The 16,942-nt window shown below is 45.3% G+C and carries 18 protein-coding genes; 6 read left to right on the forward strand and 12 right to left on the reverse strand.

Annotated features, from left to right (window positions below; genetic code table 11):
- Positions 1-69 precede the first annotated feature (69 nt).
- From ACLI09_RS10300 to ACLI09_RS10315, 4 genes are all read right to left on the reverse strand, one after another.
- Positions 70-687 carry a bifunctional nuclease domain-containing protein gene (locus ACLI09_RS10300; RefSeq protein ID WP_411419536.1) on the reverse strand — a complete coding sequence of 206 codons (618 nt, stop codon included), beginning with the start codon at positions 685-687 and terminating at the stop codon, positions 70-72.
- A gap of 99 nt (positions 688-786) precedes the next feature.
- A complete protein-coding gene (locus tag ACLI09_RS10305) occupies positions 787-1,755 on the reverse strand; it encodes an electron transfer flavoprotein subunit alpha/FixB family protein (protein WP_411419537.1) in 969 nt (322 codons plus the stop codon).
- A 105-nt stretch (positions 1,756-1,860) separates the two neighbouring features.
- Positions 1,861-2,607: an electron transfer flavoprotein subunit beta/FixA family protein gene (locus ACLI09_RS10310; RefSeq protein WP_411419538.1), complete on the reverse strand. Its 747-nt coding sequence runs from the start codon at positions 2,605-2,607 to the stop codon at positions 1,861-1,863.
- A gap of 212 nt (positions 2,608-2,819) precedes the next feature.
- Positions 2,820-3,296, reverse strand: coding sequence for a TlpA family protein disulfide reductase (locus ACLI09_RS10315; RefSeq protein WP_411419539.1), 477 nt, complete (start codon positions 3,294-3,296; stop codon positions 2,820-2,822).
- A gap of 184 nt (positions 3,297-3,480) precedes the next feature.
- Here ACLI09_RS10315 and ACLI09_RS10320 point away from each other — a divergent pair, with 184 nt between their 5' ends.
- The 3 genes from ACLI09_RS10320 (at position 3,481) to ACLI09_RS10330 (ending at position 7,817) form a co-directional block, all read left to right on the forward strand.
- Positions 3,481-4,458 carry a pyruvate dehydrogenase complex E1 component subunit beta gene (locus ACLI09_RS10320; protein ID WP_411419540.1) on the forward strand — a complete coding sequence of 326 codons (978 nt, stop codon included), beginning with the start codon at positions 3,481-3,483 and terminating at the stop codon, positions 4,456-4,458.
- Positions 4,459-4,614: 156 nt separating this feature from the next.
- Entirely contained in the window at positions 4,615-7,110 is a 2,496-nt protein-coding gene (locus ACLI09_RS10325) for a DUF5686 family protein (protein WP_411419541.1), read from the forward strand.
- Between the two features lie 182 nt (positions 7,111-7,292).
- Positions 7,293-7,817 (forward strand): inorganic diphosphatase, encoded by a 525-nt coding sequence (locus ACLI09_RS10330; protein WP_411419542.1) that lies wholly within the window; start codon positions 7,293-7,295, stop codon positions 7,815-7,817.
- A gap of 90 nt (positions 7,818-7,907) precedes the next feature.
- Here the strand turns inward: ACLI09_RS10330 and ACLI09_RS10335 are convergent, their stop codons facing one another.
- From ACLI09_RS10335 to ACLI09_RS10370, 8 genes are all read right to left on the reverse strand, one after another.
- Positions 7,908-8,522: a deoxynucleoside kinase gene (locus ACLI09_RS10335; protein ID WP_411419543.1), complete on the reverse strand. Its 615-nt coding sequence runs from the start codon at positions 8,520-8,522 to the stop codon at positions 7,908-7,910.
- A gap of 9 nt (positions 8,523-8,531) precedes the next feature.
- Positions 8,532-9,326: a hypothetical protein gene (locus ACLI09_RS10340; RefSeq protein ID WP_411419544.1), complete on the reverse strand. Its 795-nt coding sequence runs from the start codon at positions 9,324-9,326 to the stop codon at positions 8,532-8,534.
- 89 nt (positions 9,327-9,415) lie between these two features.
- Positions 9,416-10,795, reverse strand: a complete 1,380-nt coding sequence (hutF, locus tag ACLI09_RS10345; protein ID WP_411419545.1) for a formimidoylglutamate deiminase — start codon at positions 10,793-10,795, stop codon at positions 9,416-9,418.
- A 3-nt stretch (positions 10,796-10,798) separates the two neighbouring features.
- Entirely contained in the window at positions 10,799-11,593 is a 795-nt protein-coding gene (locus tag ACLI09_RS10350; RefSeq protein WP_411419546.1) for an N-formylglutamate amidohydrolase, read from the reverse strand.
- A 187-nt stretch (positions 11,594-11,780) separates the two neighbouring features.
- On the reverse strand, positions 11,781-12,548 hold the full coding sequence (locus tag ACLI09_RS10355; protein ID WP_411419547.1) for a hypothetical protein: 768 nt from the start codon (positions 12,546-12,548) through the stop codon (positions 11,781-11,783).
- A 31-nt stretch (positions 12,549-12,579) separates the two neighbouring features.
- A complete protein-coding gene (locus tag ACLI09_RS10360; protein ID WP_411419548.1) occupies positions 12,580-13,296 on the reverse strand; it encodes a hypothetical protein in 717 nt (238 codons plus the stop codon).
- Positions 13,289-13,996 (reverse strand): hypothetical protein, encoded by a 708-nt coding sequence (locus ACLI09_RS10365; RefSeq protein WP_411419549.1) that lies wholly within the window; start codon positions 13,994-13,996, stop codon positions 13,289-13,291. Before ACLI09_RS10365 ends, ACLI09_RS10360 begins: the two co-directional genes overlap by 8 nt.
- Positions 13,993-14,724, reverse strand: a complete 732-nt coding sequence (locus ACLI09_RS10370) for a hypothetical protein (RefSeq protein ID WP_411419550.1) — start codon at positions 14,722-14,724, stop codon at positions 13,993-13,995. Before ACLI09_RS10370 ends, ACLI09_RS10365 begins: the two co-directional genes overlap by 4 nt.
- A gap of 75 nt (positions 14,725-14,799) precedes the next feature.
- Between ACLI09_RS10370 and pepE the strand changes: the two genes are divergently transcribed.
- The 3 genes from pepE to ACLI09_RS10385 all read left to right on the forward strand — a co-directional run bounded on the left by pepE (position 14,800) and on the right by ACLI09_RS10385 (position 16,942).
- Positions 14,800-15,507, forward strand: coding sequence for a dipeptidase PepE (gene pepE, locus ACLI09_RS10375; RefSeq protein ID WP_411419551.1), 708 nt, complete (start codon positions 14,800-14,802; stop codon positions 15,505-15,507).
- Between the two features lie 123 nt (positions 15,508-15,630).
- Entirely contained in the window at positions 15,631-16,191 is a 561-nt protein-coding gene (locus tag ACLI09_RS10380) for an RNA polymerase sigma factor (RefSeq protein ID WP_411419552.1), read from the forward strand.
- Positions 16,178-16,942, forward strand: coding sequence for a hypothetical protein (locus ACLI09_RS10385; protein ID WP_411419553.1), 765 nt, complete (start codon positions 16,178-16,180; stop codon positions 16,940-16,942). Before ACLI09_RS10380 ends, ACLI09_RS10385 begins: the two co-directional genes overlap by 14 nt.

The raw sequence follows: 16,942 nt of genomic DNA on the forward strand, positions 1-16,942 counted from the left end.
CACTTGAAGAAAGCAATGTAAAGAAGATAGGAGTGAAGCTCCAAATTAACTAATTACCATATCCACAAATTAACTCTCTCGCTTCGATATTTCGTCCCTTATCTTGGCTGCCTTCTCGTAGTCTTCGTTCTGTACGGCCTGTTCCAGCTGCTCGTGCAGTTCCTGCAGGTTGTATTGTGTATAGCCTTCGCCTGAAACCACATTTTCGGCAGTGCCAAAGGTTTCCGGTTCGCTAAGTACATCGTCGCTATGTTCTTCGCCCTGCTCGGGGTTTATTTTCAGGTAAATGCCGGCTTTGTCAAGTATGTTCTTGTAGGTGAAAATAGGCGCGTTAAAGCGCAGGGCAAGTGCTATGGCATCGCTGGTGCGGGCATCGATAATCTCTTCAATGCGGTCGCGCTCGCAAATAATGCTGCTAAAAAATACCCCGTCTACCAGTTTATGTATGATAACCTGCTTTACCACAATGTCAAAGCGGTCGGCAAAATTTTTAAAAAGGTCGTGTGTAAGTGGGCGCGGCGGCTTTATCTCTTTTTCCAGGGCAATGGCAATGGATTGTGCTTCAAAAGCGCCGATAACAATGGGAAGCTTGCGTTCGCCATCTACTTCGTTAAGTATCAGGGCATAGGCCCCGTTTTGCGTTTGGCTGTACGAAATGCCCTTTATAGTAAGTTTTACTAAGCTCATGTTGGTATTTTCTCCGGGTATACAAAAAAAGGCTATCAGGCAAAGATAAAAACTATCCTTTACCTGATAGCCCAATTAGGGGCACAATTTATAATAAAATTATGAGTTTTGCGCCTTGAAGGCCTTTATTTTTTCTGTCAGTTTCGGTACGATATCAAACGCGTCGCCTACCACACCATAGTCGGCCACTTTAAAGAAAGGGGCTTCGGGGTCGGCATTAATAACCACTTTTACCTTACTGCTGTTAATACCGGCAATGTGCTGTATGGCACCCGATATGCCTACGGCAACATACAGGTTAGCAGCTACAGGTTTGCCCGTCTGGCCCACGTGCTCGCTGTGCGGCCTCCAGCCCAGGTCAGATACCGGCTTAGAGCATGCCGTTGCAGCGCCCAGGGCAGATGCAAGGTCTTCAAGTATACCCCAGTTCTCCGGGCCTTTTAGCCCGCGTCCGCCCGATACTACAATCTCAGCATCGGCTATGGTTACTTTTCCGCTTACTTTTTCTGATGACTGTACGGTAACGGTAAAGTCGCCATCGTTTAGGCTTGGACTGAAATCTTCCTCCGCTAATGCCGTTGCGTTTTCTTTTAACCCGAATGAGTTTTTACCAATAGCAAGTACTTTTATGTCGGTAGTTATTTCAGTAATATTAAAAGCTTTATTAGAGAACGCATTTCTTTTTACCCGGAAAGGCGACAGGCTTTCCGGCAGCGCTACCACATTGCTGGCATACCCGGCCTCAAGGCCCACGGCTACCAGCGGTGCGATATATAAACTATCGGTATTGCTTGAGAACAATACAAATTTCGAGCCCTCTTTAGTGGCGGCCTGTTTAATCACATCAGCATACGCCTTAGCGTTAAACGCTTTAAGTTTCTCATTCGTTACCTTAAGCACTTTATCTACGCCATAAGCGGCAAGTGCCGATGCATCGGCCACGTTAATGGCTACCGCGGTAACGGTGGTTCCGGTTTGTCCGGCTATATTTTTAGCGTAAGAAGCAACCTCAAACGCGGTCTTTTTAAATTTTCCTTCTGCCGATTCGGCGTATATTAGTATAGACATTTCTTTTGTTTATTTGTGGATTTGGTGATTCGGTAATTCGGTCTTTCCAGGGCGGTAATCCGGTGCTTAACAAATAACCGTATTACCAAATAACGCATTACCTCTTTAAATAACTTTCGCTTCCGTGTGCAATAAATTTACAAGTTCATCAAGGTTGTCAGGGCTTATCAGCTTCACAGCCGATTTAGGTGCGGGTTTTTCAAACTTCACGGCTTTGGTTTTAGCATCGGCGCCGGTAGGCTCTAAAATAGTAAGCGCTTTGGTACGGGCGGCCATAATGCCACGCATGTTAGGTATGCGCAGGTCTTTTTCCTCCACAAGGCCTTTCTGCCCGCCAATAACAAGGGGAAGTTTCGCGCTAAGTGTTTCCTTACCGCCGTCTATTTCGCGGATGGCTGTAGCATCGCTGCCGTTTACATCCAGCTTAATACAGCCGTTTACAAAGTCGGCTCCGGTAAGTGCCGCCAGCATGCCGGGCACCATACCACCGTTATAGTCTAATGACTCTTTACCGGCAATAACCAGGTCATACCCGCCGCTTTTTACCACTTCAGCAAGTTGCTTTGCTACGAAAAAACCATCGGTAGGGGCGGCGTTTACACGGATTGCTTCGTCAGCGCCTATGGCAAGGGCTTTGCGCAGCGTGGCTTCGGCGTCAGGGCCGCCCACATTTACCACCGTTACGGTGGCGCCGGCCTGCTCCTTAAACCAGATGGCACGCGTAAGGCCAAATTCGTCGTTAGGGTTGATAACAAACTGAACGCCATTAGTATCAAAGGCGCTGTCGTTGTCTGTAAAGTTAATTTTTGCAGTAGTATCAGGCACGTGGCTGATGCAGACTAATATTTTCATTATAGATAAGGAATTATAACGTTTGATTATTGATATCACGAAGTTATGAAAAAAATCCTAATTAAAAACTATGCATGCATATTAAATATCGTTTTCATTAAAAATTAATCTTAAAAGTAAAATACTGATAAAAACACAGCCTTAAAAGTGGTTTTTGATGTTTTATTCTGAACTAATCAGTAATTTTCACAGATATATAAATAAGTGTTAAACTACATTTTCAGGTATTTTTCGAGTTCGGTTTCTAATTCTTTTTCACTAGGGCGTGGAGCATCGGCGTTGACCAAGTTCCCATCTTTATTAAAGATTACATAGCGGGGTATAGATGAAACTTTAATTAACCTGGATAAATCGGTTTTTTTGATATCCCACGACATATAGCTGTACGGCATATTTACAATTTTTTCTTTTTCAGCAGCTTTTTTCCATTCATCTGCTTCAATATCCATCGATATAAATACAAACGTAATGTTAGCATCCTTATATTTTTTCATCAGTGCCCTCATCTCAGGCATTTCCTTGCGGCAGGGCTTGCACCAGCTGGCCCAGTAATCAATAAGTATTACTTTTCCTTTATTTTCAGCTATTATTTCCTCAAACGACTTTTTCGCGCCTGTTTGTGGATTAACACTTATTTGAGCCTGTGAATATTGAGCAATAAGTATAAATACTAAAAGAAAACGTATCATAATGACAGTTGGTATAAATTAGTAGTGTGGTGGTTCTGCCATAAAATAAATGTCTTTAGGCGTTTATTGTCATGAAATGAAATCCCTACCGTTATTTTATCGCATTATTACCCCATAAAAATAGTTTAAAATAATATAAAATATTTATTTTTGCCACACATTTAACCACGCGAAATACATTTACATGAGAACAATACAATTCAGGGAAGCAGTTTGCGAAGCAATGAGCGAAGAAATGCGTCGTGATGAAGCAATCTATTTAATGGGCGAAGAGGTAGCCGAATACAACGGTGCCTATAAAGCCAGTAAAGGGATGCTTGACGAATTTGGCGCCAAGAGGGTTATAGATACCCCGATTGCCGAGCTGGGCTTTGCCGGTATAGCAGTAGGTTCTGCCATGAACGGCAACAGGCCTATTGTAGAATTCATGACCTTTAACTTTGCCCTTGTGGGTATTGACCAGATTATAAACAACGCGGCAAAAATCCGCCAGATGAGCGCCGGCCAGTTTAACTGCCCTATCGTGTTCCGCGGGCCTACGGCTTCTGCCGGCCAGCTGGGTGCTACGCATAGCCAGGCTTTTGAAAACTGGTATGCTAACATACCGGGCCTTAAAGTGGTGGTGCCAAGTAACGTATACGACTGTAAAGGTTTGCTTAAATCGGCCATACGCGATAACGACCCTGTTATATTTATGGAATCTGAGCAAATGTATGGCGACAAAGGCGAGGTGCCTGAAGGGGAGTACACAATTCCGCTGGGTGTTGCCGATGTTAAGCGCGAAGGTAAAGACGTTACAGTGGTATCGTTTGGTAAAATCATTAAAGAGGCGTTTATCGCTGCCGAAGAACTTGAAAAAGAAGGCATCAGCATCGAGATTATCGACCTTAGGACCATCCGCCCGATGGACCATGAAACCATCATTACATCGGTTAAAAAAACAAACAGGCTGGTTATCCTTGAAGAAGCATGGCCGTTTGGCTCTATATCTTCTGAGATTACTTACATTGTACAGGAACGCGCCTTTGATTACCTTGACGCGCCTATACAAAGGATTACTACTGCCGATACCCCGGCCCCATATTCTCCGGCATTGCTGAAAGAATGGATACCTAACGCGGGCGACCTTGTTAAGGCAGTTAAAAAGGTTATGTATAAGTAATTTGAAGATTCTGCAATTTGAAAATTTGTAAATGCTGTCGCATGTTAAGGCAATTTTCAAATTACTGCATTTTCAAATCTTCAAATTGTAAAATTATTGCCATATATTTGAAACTTCATCATACTAAATGATGAAGTTTTCTGTTTTTATCCCCATATGAAGAGAACGTTACTGTTTGCCTTTTTGGCATTTACCGTGTTTACCCTTTCTGCCCTGGCCCAAACCAAGGTTAGCGGCGTTGTAGTTGATAATACCGCGCAGCCGCTGCCGTATGTAAGCGTATATTTTAAAGGCAGTAGCGAAGGCGTTATTACCGATGAGAACGGCAAGTTTTACCTGGAGTCGCAAAACACCTATACCGACCTGCTGGTTTCTTTTGTTGGCTTTGCCTCAAAAGAAGTGCACCTTGACAGCCCTGTAGCCTACAACCTGAAAGTTACACTTGCCGAAGCTACTGAGCTTAAAGAGGTGGTACTTTACAGCGGCAAGACTTCTAAAAAAAATAACCCCGCTATAGACATATTGCGTAAAATATGGGAGCGCCGCCGCAAGAACGGCCTGCACATGTTTAAGCAATATGAATATGATAAGTATGAAAAGGTAGAGTTTGACCTTAATAATATAGACAGCGCCATGACTCAGAGTAAGTTGTTTAAAGGCATGGAGTTTATATTTGAACAGGTAGATACCAGCAATATTACCGGCAAGAGCTACCTGCCCATATTTATTAACGAGCAGCTAAGCAAGGTATATGGCGATAATGAGGCTAACCGCAGGAAGGAAGATATATCGGCAAATAAAAATTCGGGCTTTAGCGATAACCAGCAGATTATTGCCTTTGTAAAAGACCTTTATGCCGATTATGACATCTACAACAACTATCTGAAGTTTTTTGATAAGGATTTTGTAAGCCCGCTGTCACGCACCGGTATTAATGTATACAACTATGTGCTGGCCGATACCGCCGTTTTAGATAATAAATATTGCTATAACATCGTGTTTTACCCGCGGCGTAAGGGAGAGTTAACATTTAAGGGTAACTTTTGGGTAAACGATACCACTTTTGCCATAAAAAAAATAGCCATGAGCGCCAGTAAGGGCGCTAACATCAACTGGGTAAAAGATATCTATATAGAGCAGGATTTTGATGTGCTAAACGATTCGGTGTTCCTGCTAAAGCGCGACCACATGATGAGCGATTTCGCCCTGCGTAAAAAAGACGAATCTAAAGGTGTGTACGGCAAGCGCACCACACTGTTTCGCGACTATGTGTTTGACCGTAAAAAGCCTGACGAATTTTATGCTACCGATGTTAATAATTTTGACCCCTCGATACTGCAAAAAAGCGATGAATTTTGGGACGATAACCGTTTTGAATCGCTCAATAAAGACGAGCGGGGGGTTTATAAAATGCTCGACACCCTAAAAACCGTTCCCCGCTTTAAGCACATGTATACGCTGGTGGCCACACTGGGCAGCGGCTACTACCAGATGGGTCATTTTGATTACGGGCCCATATTTTCCACCTTTGGCTACAATAATGTAGAAGGGGTAAGGCTGCGCACGGGCGGGCGCACCTACTTTGGGCAAAACGACCCCTGGAGGCTTGAGGGATATACGGCTTATGGCTTTAAAGACAACCAGTTTAAGTACGGCCTTAGCGGTAAATGGATGGTAAACAAAAGCAACCGAATAATACTGCAGGCCGGTAACCGCCGCGATATAGAACAGATAGGTGTAAGCCTTACCGCTACTAATGATGTGCTGGGGCGCAGTTTTGCATCGTCGTCGTTATTTTCAAGTGGTAACAATAACTATTTAACGTCTATTAATTTCAGTACGTTCAGTGCAGAGATAGAGCCTGTAAAAAACCTGGTGTTCCGCGGCAGCCTTAACTACCGCACGCTTAAGAGTGCCGACCGCGATGCTTTTAGCCTTGATTACTGGAAAGACGTAAACGACCACAGCCTGGGTACCGAAGGTTTTGTAAACCAGTACGAGTTTGGCGCGATGATAGATTATACGCCCAAACGCCGCACCATAGGCTTTGGGGTAGAGCGTAGCGATGTAGATTTTAATTATGCCCGTTTGTTCCTAAACTTTAACCAGGGCGTAAAAGGTATTTTTGGCAGCGACTTTGAGTACCAGAAATTACAGTTTTATTACCGCCAGCCGGTGCTGGTAGGCGGTTTTGGCAGGCTGTTTACCACCTTTGAGGCCGGTAAGATATTCGGCACCGTACCACTAGGGCTTATGGGGGTAATACCCGGTAACCAAAGCTGGTTTAATATAGAGAATACCTACAACCTGCTCAACTATTATGAGTTTGTAGCCGATGAATATACCTCGTTGCACCTGGAGCATAATTTTAATGGAAGGCTGTTTAGCCGCATACCGGGCCTGCGCGACCTTAACCTTAGGGAAATAGTAGGCATAAAAGGCGTGTACGGTACCGTGAGCGACGCAAATATTGCACTTAATGCAAGTAATATTGTATACCGCGCACCCGAAGATGTGTACTGGGAGTACCACGCCGGTGTGGGCAACATTTTTAAGGTATTCCGTATTGATTTTTGCTGGAGGGGCAGCTATCTTAACATTCCGGATGCCAATAAGTTTGCTGTAAAGGGCTCATTTGGGTTCTTCTTTTAAGCAAAATATGGTCTATATACGAAACATGCTTTGAAGTTATTTTTCAGTAATAATAAAAATGCAGGGCATATATTACTGAATTGTAAAATCGGGCACATTTTATCCTTATTTTTAACGTTTTGCATGTGGCGGTTTAATATTTATACTATTTTTGCCCTGCGTAACAAAAAACAGATTAAACGATGTCAGCAACAAAAACTTTTGATGTACTTATAGAGATACCAAGGGGTAGCAGGAACAAATATGAATATGACTTTGATATTAAGAGGATCCGTTTTGACAGGATGCTGTACTCATCAATGATGTACCCGGCAGATTACGGTTTTATACCGGAAACACTTGCCTTAGATAACGACCCGCTTGATGTATTGGTATGGTTTACAGAGCCTTCTTTCCCGGGCTGCGTGGTAGAGGTTAAGCCTATAGGTGTGTTTTACATGTCTGACGATAAAGGTGATGATGAAAAAATTATATGTGTGCCGGTATCAGACCCTATTGCCTGTAAAATGAATGACCTTAGCGACCTTAACATACATTTTACTAAAGAGGTAGAGCACTTTTTCCAGGTGTATAAAGATCTTGAAAACAAAAAGGTAGAAGTAAGGGGCTGGGGTGACCGTGCCGCTGCCGAAGCATTAATAGCAGAATGCACAGAGCGCTTTAACAACCTTGAAAACAAAGCCGAAGGCCTTTTCAGTATAAAATAATTTTTAGGAATTTCTTCTTAAAATGAAAAGCAGCGCCAAACAGCGCTGCTTTTTATATGTCTTTTCACCAACTGACAACCAACAACCAAACTAAAACAAGCCGTTTAGTTGTGCGTTAATGCGGTTAATAATATCGCCCAGGTCTTCGGGGTTGTCTACAAAATTTAGTTTATCTACATCTATAATAAGCAGTTTTCCCTTATCATACCCCTGTATCCAGGCTTCGTAGCGCTCGTTAAGGCGGCTCAGGTAATCTATGCTTATCGAGTTTTCGTAATCGCGGCCGCGCTTGTGTATATGGCTTACCAGGTTAGGTATACTGCTGCGCAGGTAAATCAGTAAATCTGGCGCGCCCACAAAGCCTTCCATAAGTTCAAACAGCGCTTTATAATTATTAAAGTCGCGGTTGCTCATAAGCCCCATGGCGTGCAGGTTAGGTGCAAAGATGTGCGAATCTTCATATATGGTGCGGTCCTGTATAATTTTTTTGCCGCTTTCGCGGAACTGGAGTATCTGGCTAAAACGGGAGTTTAAAAAGTAAATTTGCAGGTTAAACGACCAGCGTTCCATCTGGTGGTAAAAATCGTCAAGGTAAGGATTGTCTACTACGTCTTCATAGTGGGGCTCCCACCTGAAATGTTTTGCCAATAGGCCGGTAAGTGTCGTTTTTCCGGCGCCGATGTTTCCTGCTACAGCTATATGCATTTATAAAAGTTATCTGGGTAAACTTATTTTGTACTGAATAATCTCGCTGTTGGTAAAAATACTTAAAATTCCGTCTTTATAGTAAAAAGCCCCAAACGTTTTTTCAATGATTGTAACCGGTGTGCTTTTTTGTGTGCTTAACTGGTATTGGTACAGCACATTATCTTTTTGCAGTAGCAGCACATCATTGCTAATAAGTTGCGCAGCATCAAAAGGGGGCAGGGTGCCTAAGGTGTTTATTTTGCCAAAAAGATTAAGCACAAAAAGGTTACCGTTGTTATCCGTCCAGTAAAAATAGTTGTAATCGTTCTGGTACCAGGTTATGCCGCCGTTATTGGGAGGTGTAAGCGTGCGGAAGGTATTTTTTGCTGTATCAAAAAGCCCGGTTTGCTGGGTGTTGAGGTCGTATACCCAAAGGCGGTTCTGGCTGGCAAGCCCCACAGCTTCTGCCAGCAGGGGCTCGCTAATATCATTAAAATTTATAAGGTTTGTAGCGTTCATCTGGTTGTCCAGCAATACCAACGTGTTGAACTTTTTATAAAAAAGCACTATTTGCAATGGATTTTGAAGGTCAACCCTAAAAATATCCCCCAGCGCTACGTTTTTATATTTCAGCACCCTGCCATCCTTCTGCTTGCGAAACTCGTTATCGGCAATTACATAGTCCCACCCAAAGGCATCGGTGCCGGCAAAACGTTCGGCGGCCGGCTTTGGGGTAGCCATAATGCGTACCGGAAGTAGCGCCTCCTGGCACAGGGCAGGGGAGGAGTAAAGCAGGGTGAGTAGGGCGATGAGTAATTTCATGGTATAAATGTAGTTTTTTTTAGGCAGGCCCCTAAGAACATATTATCAAATAAGATTAGCCCTATGGTGTCGTCTTAAGCTATTACAGGCTATGCCCTTGTACCCAGTTCTCCCATCACCCTTATAAAATCGGCTACAATCGCTTCTCGGTTTTGCAGGCTGCCGTTGTGGTTTATCCACCTGCCGGAAACAATAGTGCCCAGGATATTGCTTACATCGGCGCCGTATACAAACGTATTGCACAGGTTTTTTTCGGATGCCGTGGCAATTAATGGCGAGTCGGCTTTCATAACTACGGCATCAAACGGCTGGCCCACTGTAAAGAACGTTGCATACGGCGCACCCATTGCCCTGCGGCCGCTTTGCCATGCCATTTTAAGCGCGTTAAAGCCGCTGTCGCCACTCTCTTCGGTTACAAAAGTGGTGCGCTTGTGCGAAATAAGGCGTTGGCCGTAATCGAGTATGCGGAGTTCTTCCAGCGGGTTGAGGCCCACATGGCTGTCTGTGCCTATGCTCCAGTGGCCGCCGTGGTTTTTATAGGCTTCAAAGCTAAACAGCCCGTCGCCCAGGTTGCCCTCGGTACTGGGGCAAAGCACCACGCTGGCGCCGCTTTCGGCCAGGCTTTTTACCTCAGCGGTATCGAGGTGGGTGGCGTGTACCAGGTGGTAGTTTTCGTTTACCGGGCAATTGTCCAGCAGCCATTGCACCGGCCGCTTGCCGTGAAAGGTAAGGCAGTCTTCAATCTCTTTCAATTGCTCCGACACGTGTATGTGGAACGGCCTGCTGCCATCGAGCGCGTTACACAGCGCTATAACATCCTCAGGTTTTACCGCACGCAGCGAGTGTATCCCGATGCCCACATTAGCATTGTCAAAGTTTTTTGCGGAAGCTATTGTACTATCGAGCAGCTTATAATAGTCTTCTATTGTGTGCGAAATAAACCGTTTTTGTTTTTCTACCGGGGCCTGCCCAAAACCACCCTGCTGGTAAAACATGGGCACCAGCGTAATGCGGATTCCTGCTTTTTGCGCGGCAGCCATAAGGCGTTCGCCCATCTCAGGCAGATTGTTATAGGGCGTACCGTCTTTATCATGGTGCAGGTAGTGAAACTCGGCCACCGCGGTATAGCCGTGCCGTGCCATTTCGCTGTAGAGCATCGCGGCAACAGCTTCCATTTGTTCCGGCGACAGCGTAAGGGCAAGGCTGTACATGGCATTGCGCCAGGACCAGAAATCATCCTGTGCACCAGTGGTGGTATGCAGCTCAGCCAGCCCCGCCATAGCGTACTGGAACGCGTGCGAATGCGCGTTCTGGAAGCCTGGCAACGCGTAACCGTTTACAAATTTGCCCTGCGGGGTATCGTTTTTAGTTATCGAAATGATGTTGCCCAAATCATCTACCGAAACCGTGGCATTATTGAGCCAGCCTTTTTCAGTCAGCAGGCCTTTAAAAGTATATGTTGCCGCCATTATTTACTGCACGGTTTTTATAAGTTGAGTAAACAATTCTTGTAACACTTCCCGAATTTTAGCGGCGTTCTGTTCGTCGTATTTCGTTTCACCCGCATCCATATAATTGGTCTTGGCCATTTCGAGCTGGAGCGCGTGCACGTTATTGGCAGGCTTGCCGAAATTCCGCGTAATGTAGCCGCCCTTAAACGGGGTGTTGTGCGTAGCCTTGTAGCCGCTATCCTTCAGTACTTCCCAAGCTGCATGTATAATTTCTTGTGAGGCCGAAGTTTCATCATTATCACCTAAAATCAAATCAGGAAATGCCTCTTTTTGTATGCCCGGCACCACTTTACGTATTGAATGTGCGTCAAACAAAAGGGCAGATCCAAATTCGAGTTTGGTTTTTTCTATCAGTTCTTCCAGCTTTTCATGGTAAGGGATATAGTACTTCAGTACACGCTGGGCAATTTCGGCCTCATCGGGTGCTGTGCCGGCATAGAGCGGGTCGCCGTTAAAGTTGGTAAGCGGTACCAGCCCGGTAATTACGCGCCCGTCGGTATATAGGGGCTTGCTCTCCGGGTCGCGGTTCAGGTCGATAACCCAGCGGCAGTAATTGGCCTCAATAAGTGTAATGCCCATGGCAGGTGCAAAATCGTAGAGGGTTTGTATAAACCAGTCGGCATCTTCGGGCCGTTCAGCGAATTCCGGCTTGAGGCGCGATTTTATATCGTCAGGAAAGAACGTACCGGAGTGTGGCGAACTTATTATTATAGGCACCTTCGGTGCGGTGGGTTCGGTTATTTTAAAAATATCCATTTCAGGTTTTAGTATTAGCTAAACAAAGATAGGGATTTTGGGAAAGCTTCTGAGCGGCTTAGCCACTTAGCTTCTGAGTTTGGTTTGTAACCCAAAGATTCCCTGAGGAAGCCCGAATACTCCCAAAGTTAAAGATTATTGCGTAAGCCTTTTAGCGGCCAAGCACATCACAAACTCTCCAACTTTTTCATTTCTTCTGCTCCTTATACTCCTTTGCTTTTTTTACTAGGTAATCCGTTAGTTCAAACTCTTTGCGGGGGTCGAGCAACTTGCGTACTTCGGGGCCATCGCAATAGCCCAGGAACAGTGCTATATCTGCCGGTGGTATTTGCAATGTTTCAGTAAAAAAGTAATCGGTATAGCGGGTAACCGCCGCTTCAGAAAAGGTTTTGCTTACGGTGTTATTATAGATTTCGCCTTTGTCAGTTTTTTTCTTTTTCGGCTTGAATATCATTTTGCCAATGGCGATAAAGTCTACGCCCTGCAGCTGGCTTTCGGTAACGGGCAGCGCGCCGTTTACCGGCCGTTTGCTTGCGGGATAAGCTATGAACTCGCTGTCATCCACATCGGGGTTTAGCGGTTTTACTTTTGTTTTTTTAGCGTCCCTGCCCAGTTCGCCCGTGAGCGGGTTTATCAGTACCTCATCGAGCACGGTAACATTTACGTCCAGATGTACGGTAAGCGGGTTTTGGCGCAGGTCGTCTTCGGTAAGCTTCAGGCGGGTACTGCGGAACTGCATGCCGTCAAAATGCAGTGTATCGCCTACGCGGGCGTACATCAGGAAGTTGCCGCGCGTATCGGTAACTGTTTTTGTTTTGGCCGATAGGTTTTCCACGCTGAGGTTTTCTACCTGTAAGGAGTCAGACACGAGGTGCCCGCGTAGCAGCTGGCGGGTTTGCGCGATGCCCAATATGGGCAATAAGCATAAGAGCAGGCAAACTATTTTATTTTTCATTCGGTGGTGGCTTTTTTCAGGTTGATTGTGGCTACTCCCCGTCTTCCAGCATTTTTATATATTCCTGGCTCAGCCTTTTAAGCTGGGGCCGGGCCGTGCTAAGGCTATTGGCCTTAAGCGCCTGCATACAGGCAGCGTCTTCGGCGGCATAGAACATAAAGCCCTCTACATTATCGGCGGGTATGCCGTAATATTCGGTAATTTCCTCCTGGGTATACATTTTACGCAGGTTTTCTACCGCAGTAAGTTTATCTTCGGTACTAATGTTTTCCCTGAGCATTTTCTTTTTACCCACACCATCTAACCCCAGGTTAATACCCTGGTTAAGGCTCAGCGTGCGGTTTGCCCTTTTGCGGCGCTCTGCCACAGTATACTGCTTTTGGCCTTCAGGTACTATACCCATTTCCTCTTCAGAGAGGTTTTCACCCTGTACCACTACCTCATTAAGCTCCGTACCTTTTGCCTCCACCTCCATTTTATAAGGCTGCTCTTCAAATGATTTTGACGAAATATCAAACTCCCTCACTTTGGTATAGTCGCTAAACACCACGATACGGTCGCCCGCACGTACATCAAGCGAAAAAATACCATTAGCATCGGTTTTAGTTTCTACGCCGGTAGTTTTGTTTATTACAAAAATTCCCCCCGCCAATGCCCCGCCGGACAAAACCTGTCCCCGGAAATCCTGGCGCTTTTGGGCAGTAATAGTTAGTGATAAAAACAGGAATATATAGAGTAGCTTATTCATCTTTTTGAAGCTTTAGGTAGGATTGCGAAAGTTCCATGAGTAGCAGCTTTACCAGCGACTCGTTATTATCTTTAATGGCATCGGCCACGCGGGGGTCTTCTACGGCGTAGTATAAAAACCCGCGCGCGGTTTCGCGGGGCAGGCCAAAACCGGCAAGTTCTTCATCGGTAAACAGCGAATCGAGGCTGTCCATAAGGGCTTGCTTTTTTTCGGTTGCCACTGCCTGTTTCAGCATGCGCATACGGCCACTCAGCACATTAATAAGCTGGTCAAGCCCCATGCCGCTTTTTGCGGTATAAAGGCGGCGTTCTGCTACGGTGTACTGCTTTTGCCCTTTTGGCACAAGGCCCATATTTTCCGGGTTCATATCGGTAATAACCACCTCTTTAAGTTCGGTGGCCTTAGGGATTACCTCCATTTCATAAGGGTTTGCGGCCAGTGCCGCCGCTGTAACGGCAAACTCCCTTACTTCGGTATACGTACTGTATACCACAATCTGGTCGCCAGCCTTAGCGGGTATGGTAAACGCCCCTTTAGCATCTGATTTTACTTCGGCACCGGTGGTTTTATTAATAATAAATACCCCTGCCGCTACGGCACCGCTGGTGTTTACAACTCCATGAAAATCAGTACGCCCCTGGCTGTAGCCAGAGGCAGTAAGTAAAAGGAGTAGTATGGCAAGCCATTTTTTAATCATCATTCTTTAAGGAGCAACAGGTATTTGCCCGCCAACCCTGTAATCATAAACCTTGCCAACTCATGGTTTTTTTCGGCAATCGCTTTTGCAAAATATTTATTTTCTACGATATAGTATATAAATCCCTGCACGTAGTCAAGCGGTATCTTAAGCTTAGACACTATATCTTCTTCAGTATAAATGTAGGCAATTTTTTCCATTAAGTCATACTTCTTCTCAACATCCGCGGCCTGCATCAGCATTTTTGTGCGCCCGCTAAAGGCGTTTATTATAGGGTCGAGGCCCAGGGGGTTCATTTTCCAGTTGCTGGCGGTATTTAATTTACGCTCGGCAGGGGTATATTGTTTTTGCCCGGCAGGCACCAGGCCCAGCGACTCGGAATTTATATGGCTGTAATCGTTAATAATTAATTCGCTTAGCTCGTGCGCCTGCGGCTCTATTGGCACCAGGAGCAGCTCTTTAGCCACAAGCTCAGGCGTAAGGGGTACGTCTACAGCCTTAAACTGTAGTGCCGAGAATATTAGGGTATCATTAACCGCTACGTTTATGGTAAAGTAGCCGCCGCGTGTGGTGTTGGTTTCCGTTTTAGCCGTACGGTTAATTACATAAACACCTTCAAGGTCACCAAAGCCGGACACCAGCTTGCCATTAAGCGGACTGCGCTCCTGGGCAAAGCCAAGTGCAGCGGAGATTAAGGAAAGGGCGATACAGCTTTTTTGTGCTAAATTCATAATATTAGGGTATAGCTATAAAAGTAAGGGTTGATTAAAAATAAGTACCTTTACTTTTTACAATGTATTAAACGAATGAAAAAACTTATTATTGCAAGCACCTCTACATTGCACGGCGGTGGCTATTTAGAATATTTACTACCCACACTTGAGGCACACTTTGCCGGCTGCGCGTCGCTTATATTTATTCCGTATGCACGGCCGGGAGGCATATCTCACGACGACTATACCGCGAGGGCTGCCGCATTTTTTACAAAATTAAATATTACAGTAAAAGGAATACATGAATTTGCCGACCCGATAACCGCGTTAACCGACGCTGAAGCCGTGTTTACCGGTGGTGGTAATACCTTCCTGCTCGTAAGCCAGCTGCACAAGACCGGCGTTATGGGAGCGCTTATAGAAGCCATAGACCGCGGCGTGCCCTACCTGGGCAGCAGCGCCGGCAGCAACATTTGCGGGCTTACCATGCAAACCACTAACGATATGCCCATAGTGTACCCACCCAGCTTTAAAACACTGGGTGCGATACCCTTTAACCTGAACCCGCATTATCTTGACCCGCAGCCGGGCAGTACCCACATGGGCGAAACAAGGGAAACACGTATTAAGGAATTCCACCAGTTTAATACGCAACCGGTGCTTGGCTTAAGGGAAGGCAGCTGGCTGGAGGTAAATGGCAATACAGTACTGCTTAAAGGCGATTTGCAGGCCAGGCTTTTCCGTTATGGGATGGAGCCGGTAGAGGTTGATGCGGGGAGTGATTTGAGTGGGGTGAAATAATTTTATATTTTATATTGCTTATTTTTAATTTGTTAAAAAATAATTTCATTTTTTTTCTTTCCTGATGCAACCATTTTAAAGACGATGTCGTCTATCCTTATATACCAGTAACCGAAACAAGTTTTGAAAGTAATTGACTTACATAGCGACGAAAAGAACCTGATAAAGGAAGCAGCGGCAAACAACCGCCACGCCCAGCAACGTCTCTACAGTAAGCATTCCGGCAAAATGCTGGGGGTTTGCAGGCAATATATTAAAGACCTGCACCTGGCAGAAGATGTAATGATAACCGCTTTTATGAAAGTGTTTGCCAACCTTAAGAACTTTGAGCACAAGGGCAGCTTTGAAGGATGGATACGGCGGATAATGGTTAACGAGTGTATAAGCTACCTGCGGGTGCAGAAGAAAGTTGGCTTTTTAGAAGATGAGTATTATAAGGAAGAATCGTTTAACAATATAGAGAGCAACCTTAGCGTAGACGATATACAAAGCCTGATAGACAGCCTGCCCGAAGGATATAAAATGGTGTTTAACCTGTACTGCATAGAAGGCTACAAGCACCAGGAGATTGCAAAAATGCTGGATATAAGCGAAGGCACCAGCAAAAGCCAGCTGAGCCACGCACGCAAGATGCTGCAGGAGCAGGTTAACAAACTAAAGAATTATGAAAATGGAACGGAATAAAATGGAACAGGATATAAAGAAAAAGCTCGACGCACGCAGCATTACGCCCACCCCTATGGCGTGGGACAGGCTGGATGCCATGCTTAGCGTAGCCGAGAAAAAAGAAACCAAAAAGAAACCCCTGGTAATGTGGCTGAGTATGGCGGCCTGTTTTGTGGCGCTGCTGTTTGCAGGCATATTTTACCTGAACAGTGAGGGCGGTAACGTAAAAAACGAAATTGACAACGGCAGTACGGTAGTTAGTGCACAGGAGAAAGAAGTTGAAAGCACTATTCCTTCGGTGGTTAAAGAAGAAATTATAGTTGAAAGGGTAGCGCCAAAAGCTGAAGCGCCTGTAGCGGTAACAACTAAACACAGCAACAAAGTACAGCACAAAACGGCTAATGTAAAGCAAAGTGTTATAGGGTTTGCCGGAGTTACACCTTCAGAACCTGAAGTAGCGGTTACTACCCCTGAAGTTGAGAAACCTGCTGCTGTGCGCCCGTCAAAAATAAAGGTAGATGCCAATGTCCTGCTGGCCAGTGTAGATAAGCCATCTCAAAACAATACTGCCCAACCCGGCACACCTCAAAAAAGCGCTGTGGCAGTGGCTCCCGGCCCGGCAAAAAAAACCATAGACGTAAACGCTAATACCCTCCTTACATCGGTAGAAGGGGAGCTGGACCAGAGTTTTAGGGGTAAGGTTATTAATTCTATCCAAAAGAACTACAATACCGTAAAAACTGCCGTTGCAACACGCAACAGGGAATAA

Source organism: Flavobacterium sp. RHBU_24 (assembly GCF_046613695.1).
Classification (GTDB): domain Bacteria; phylum Bacteroidota; class Bacteroidia; order Flavobacteriales; family Flavobacteriaceae; genus Flavobacterium.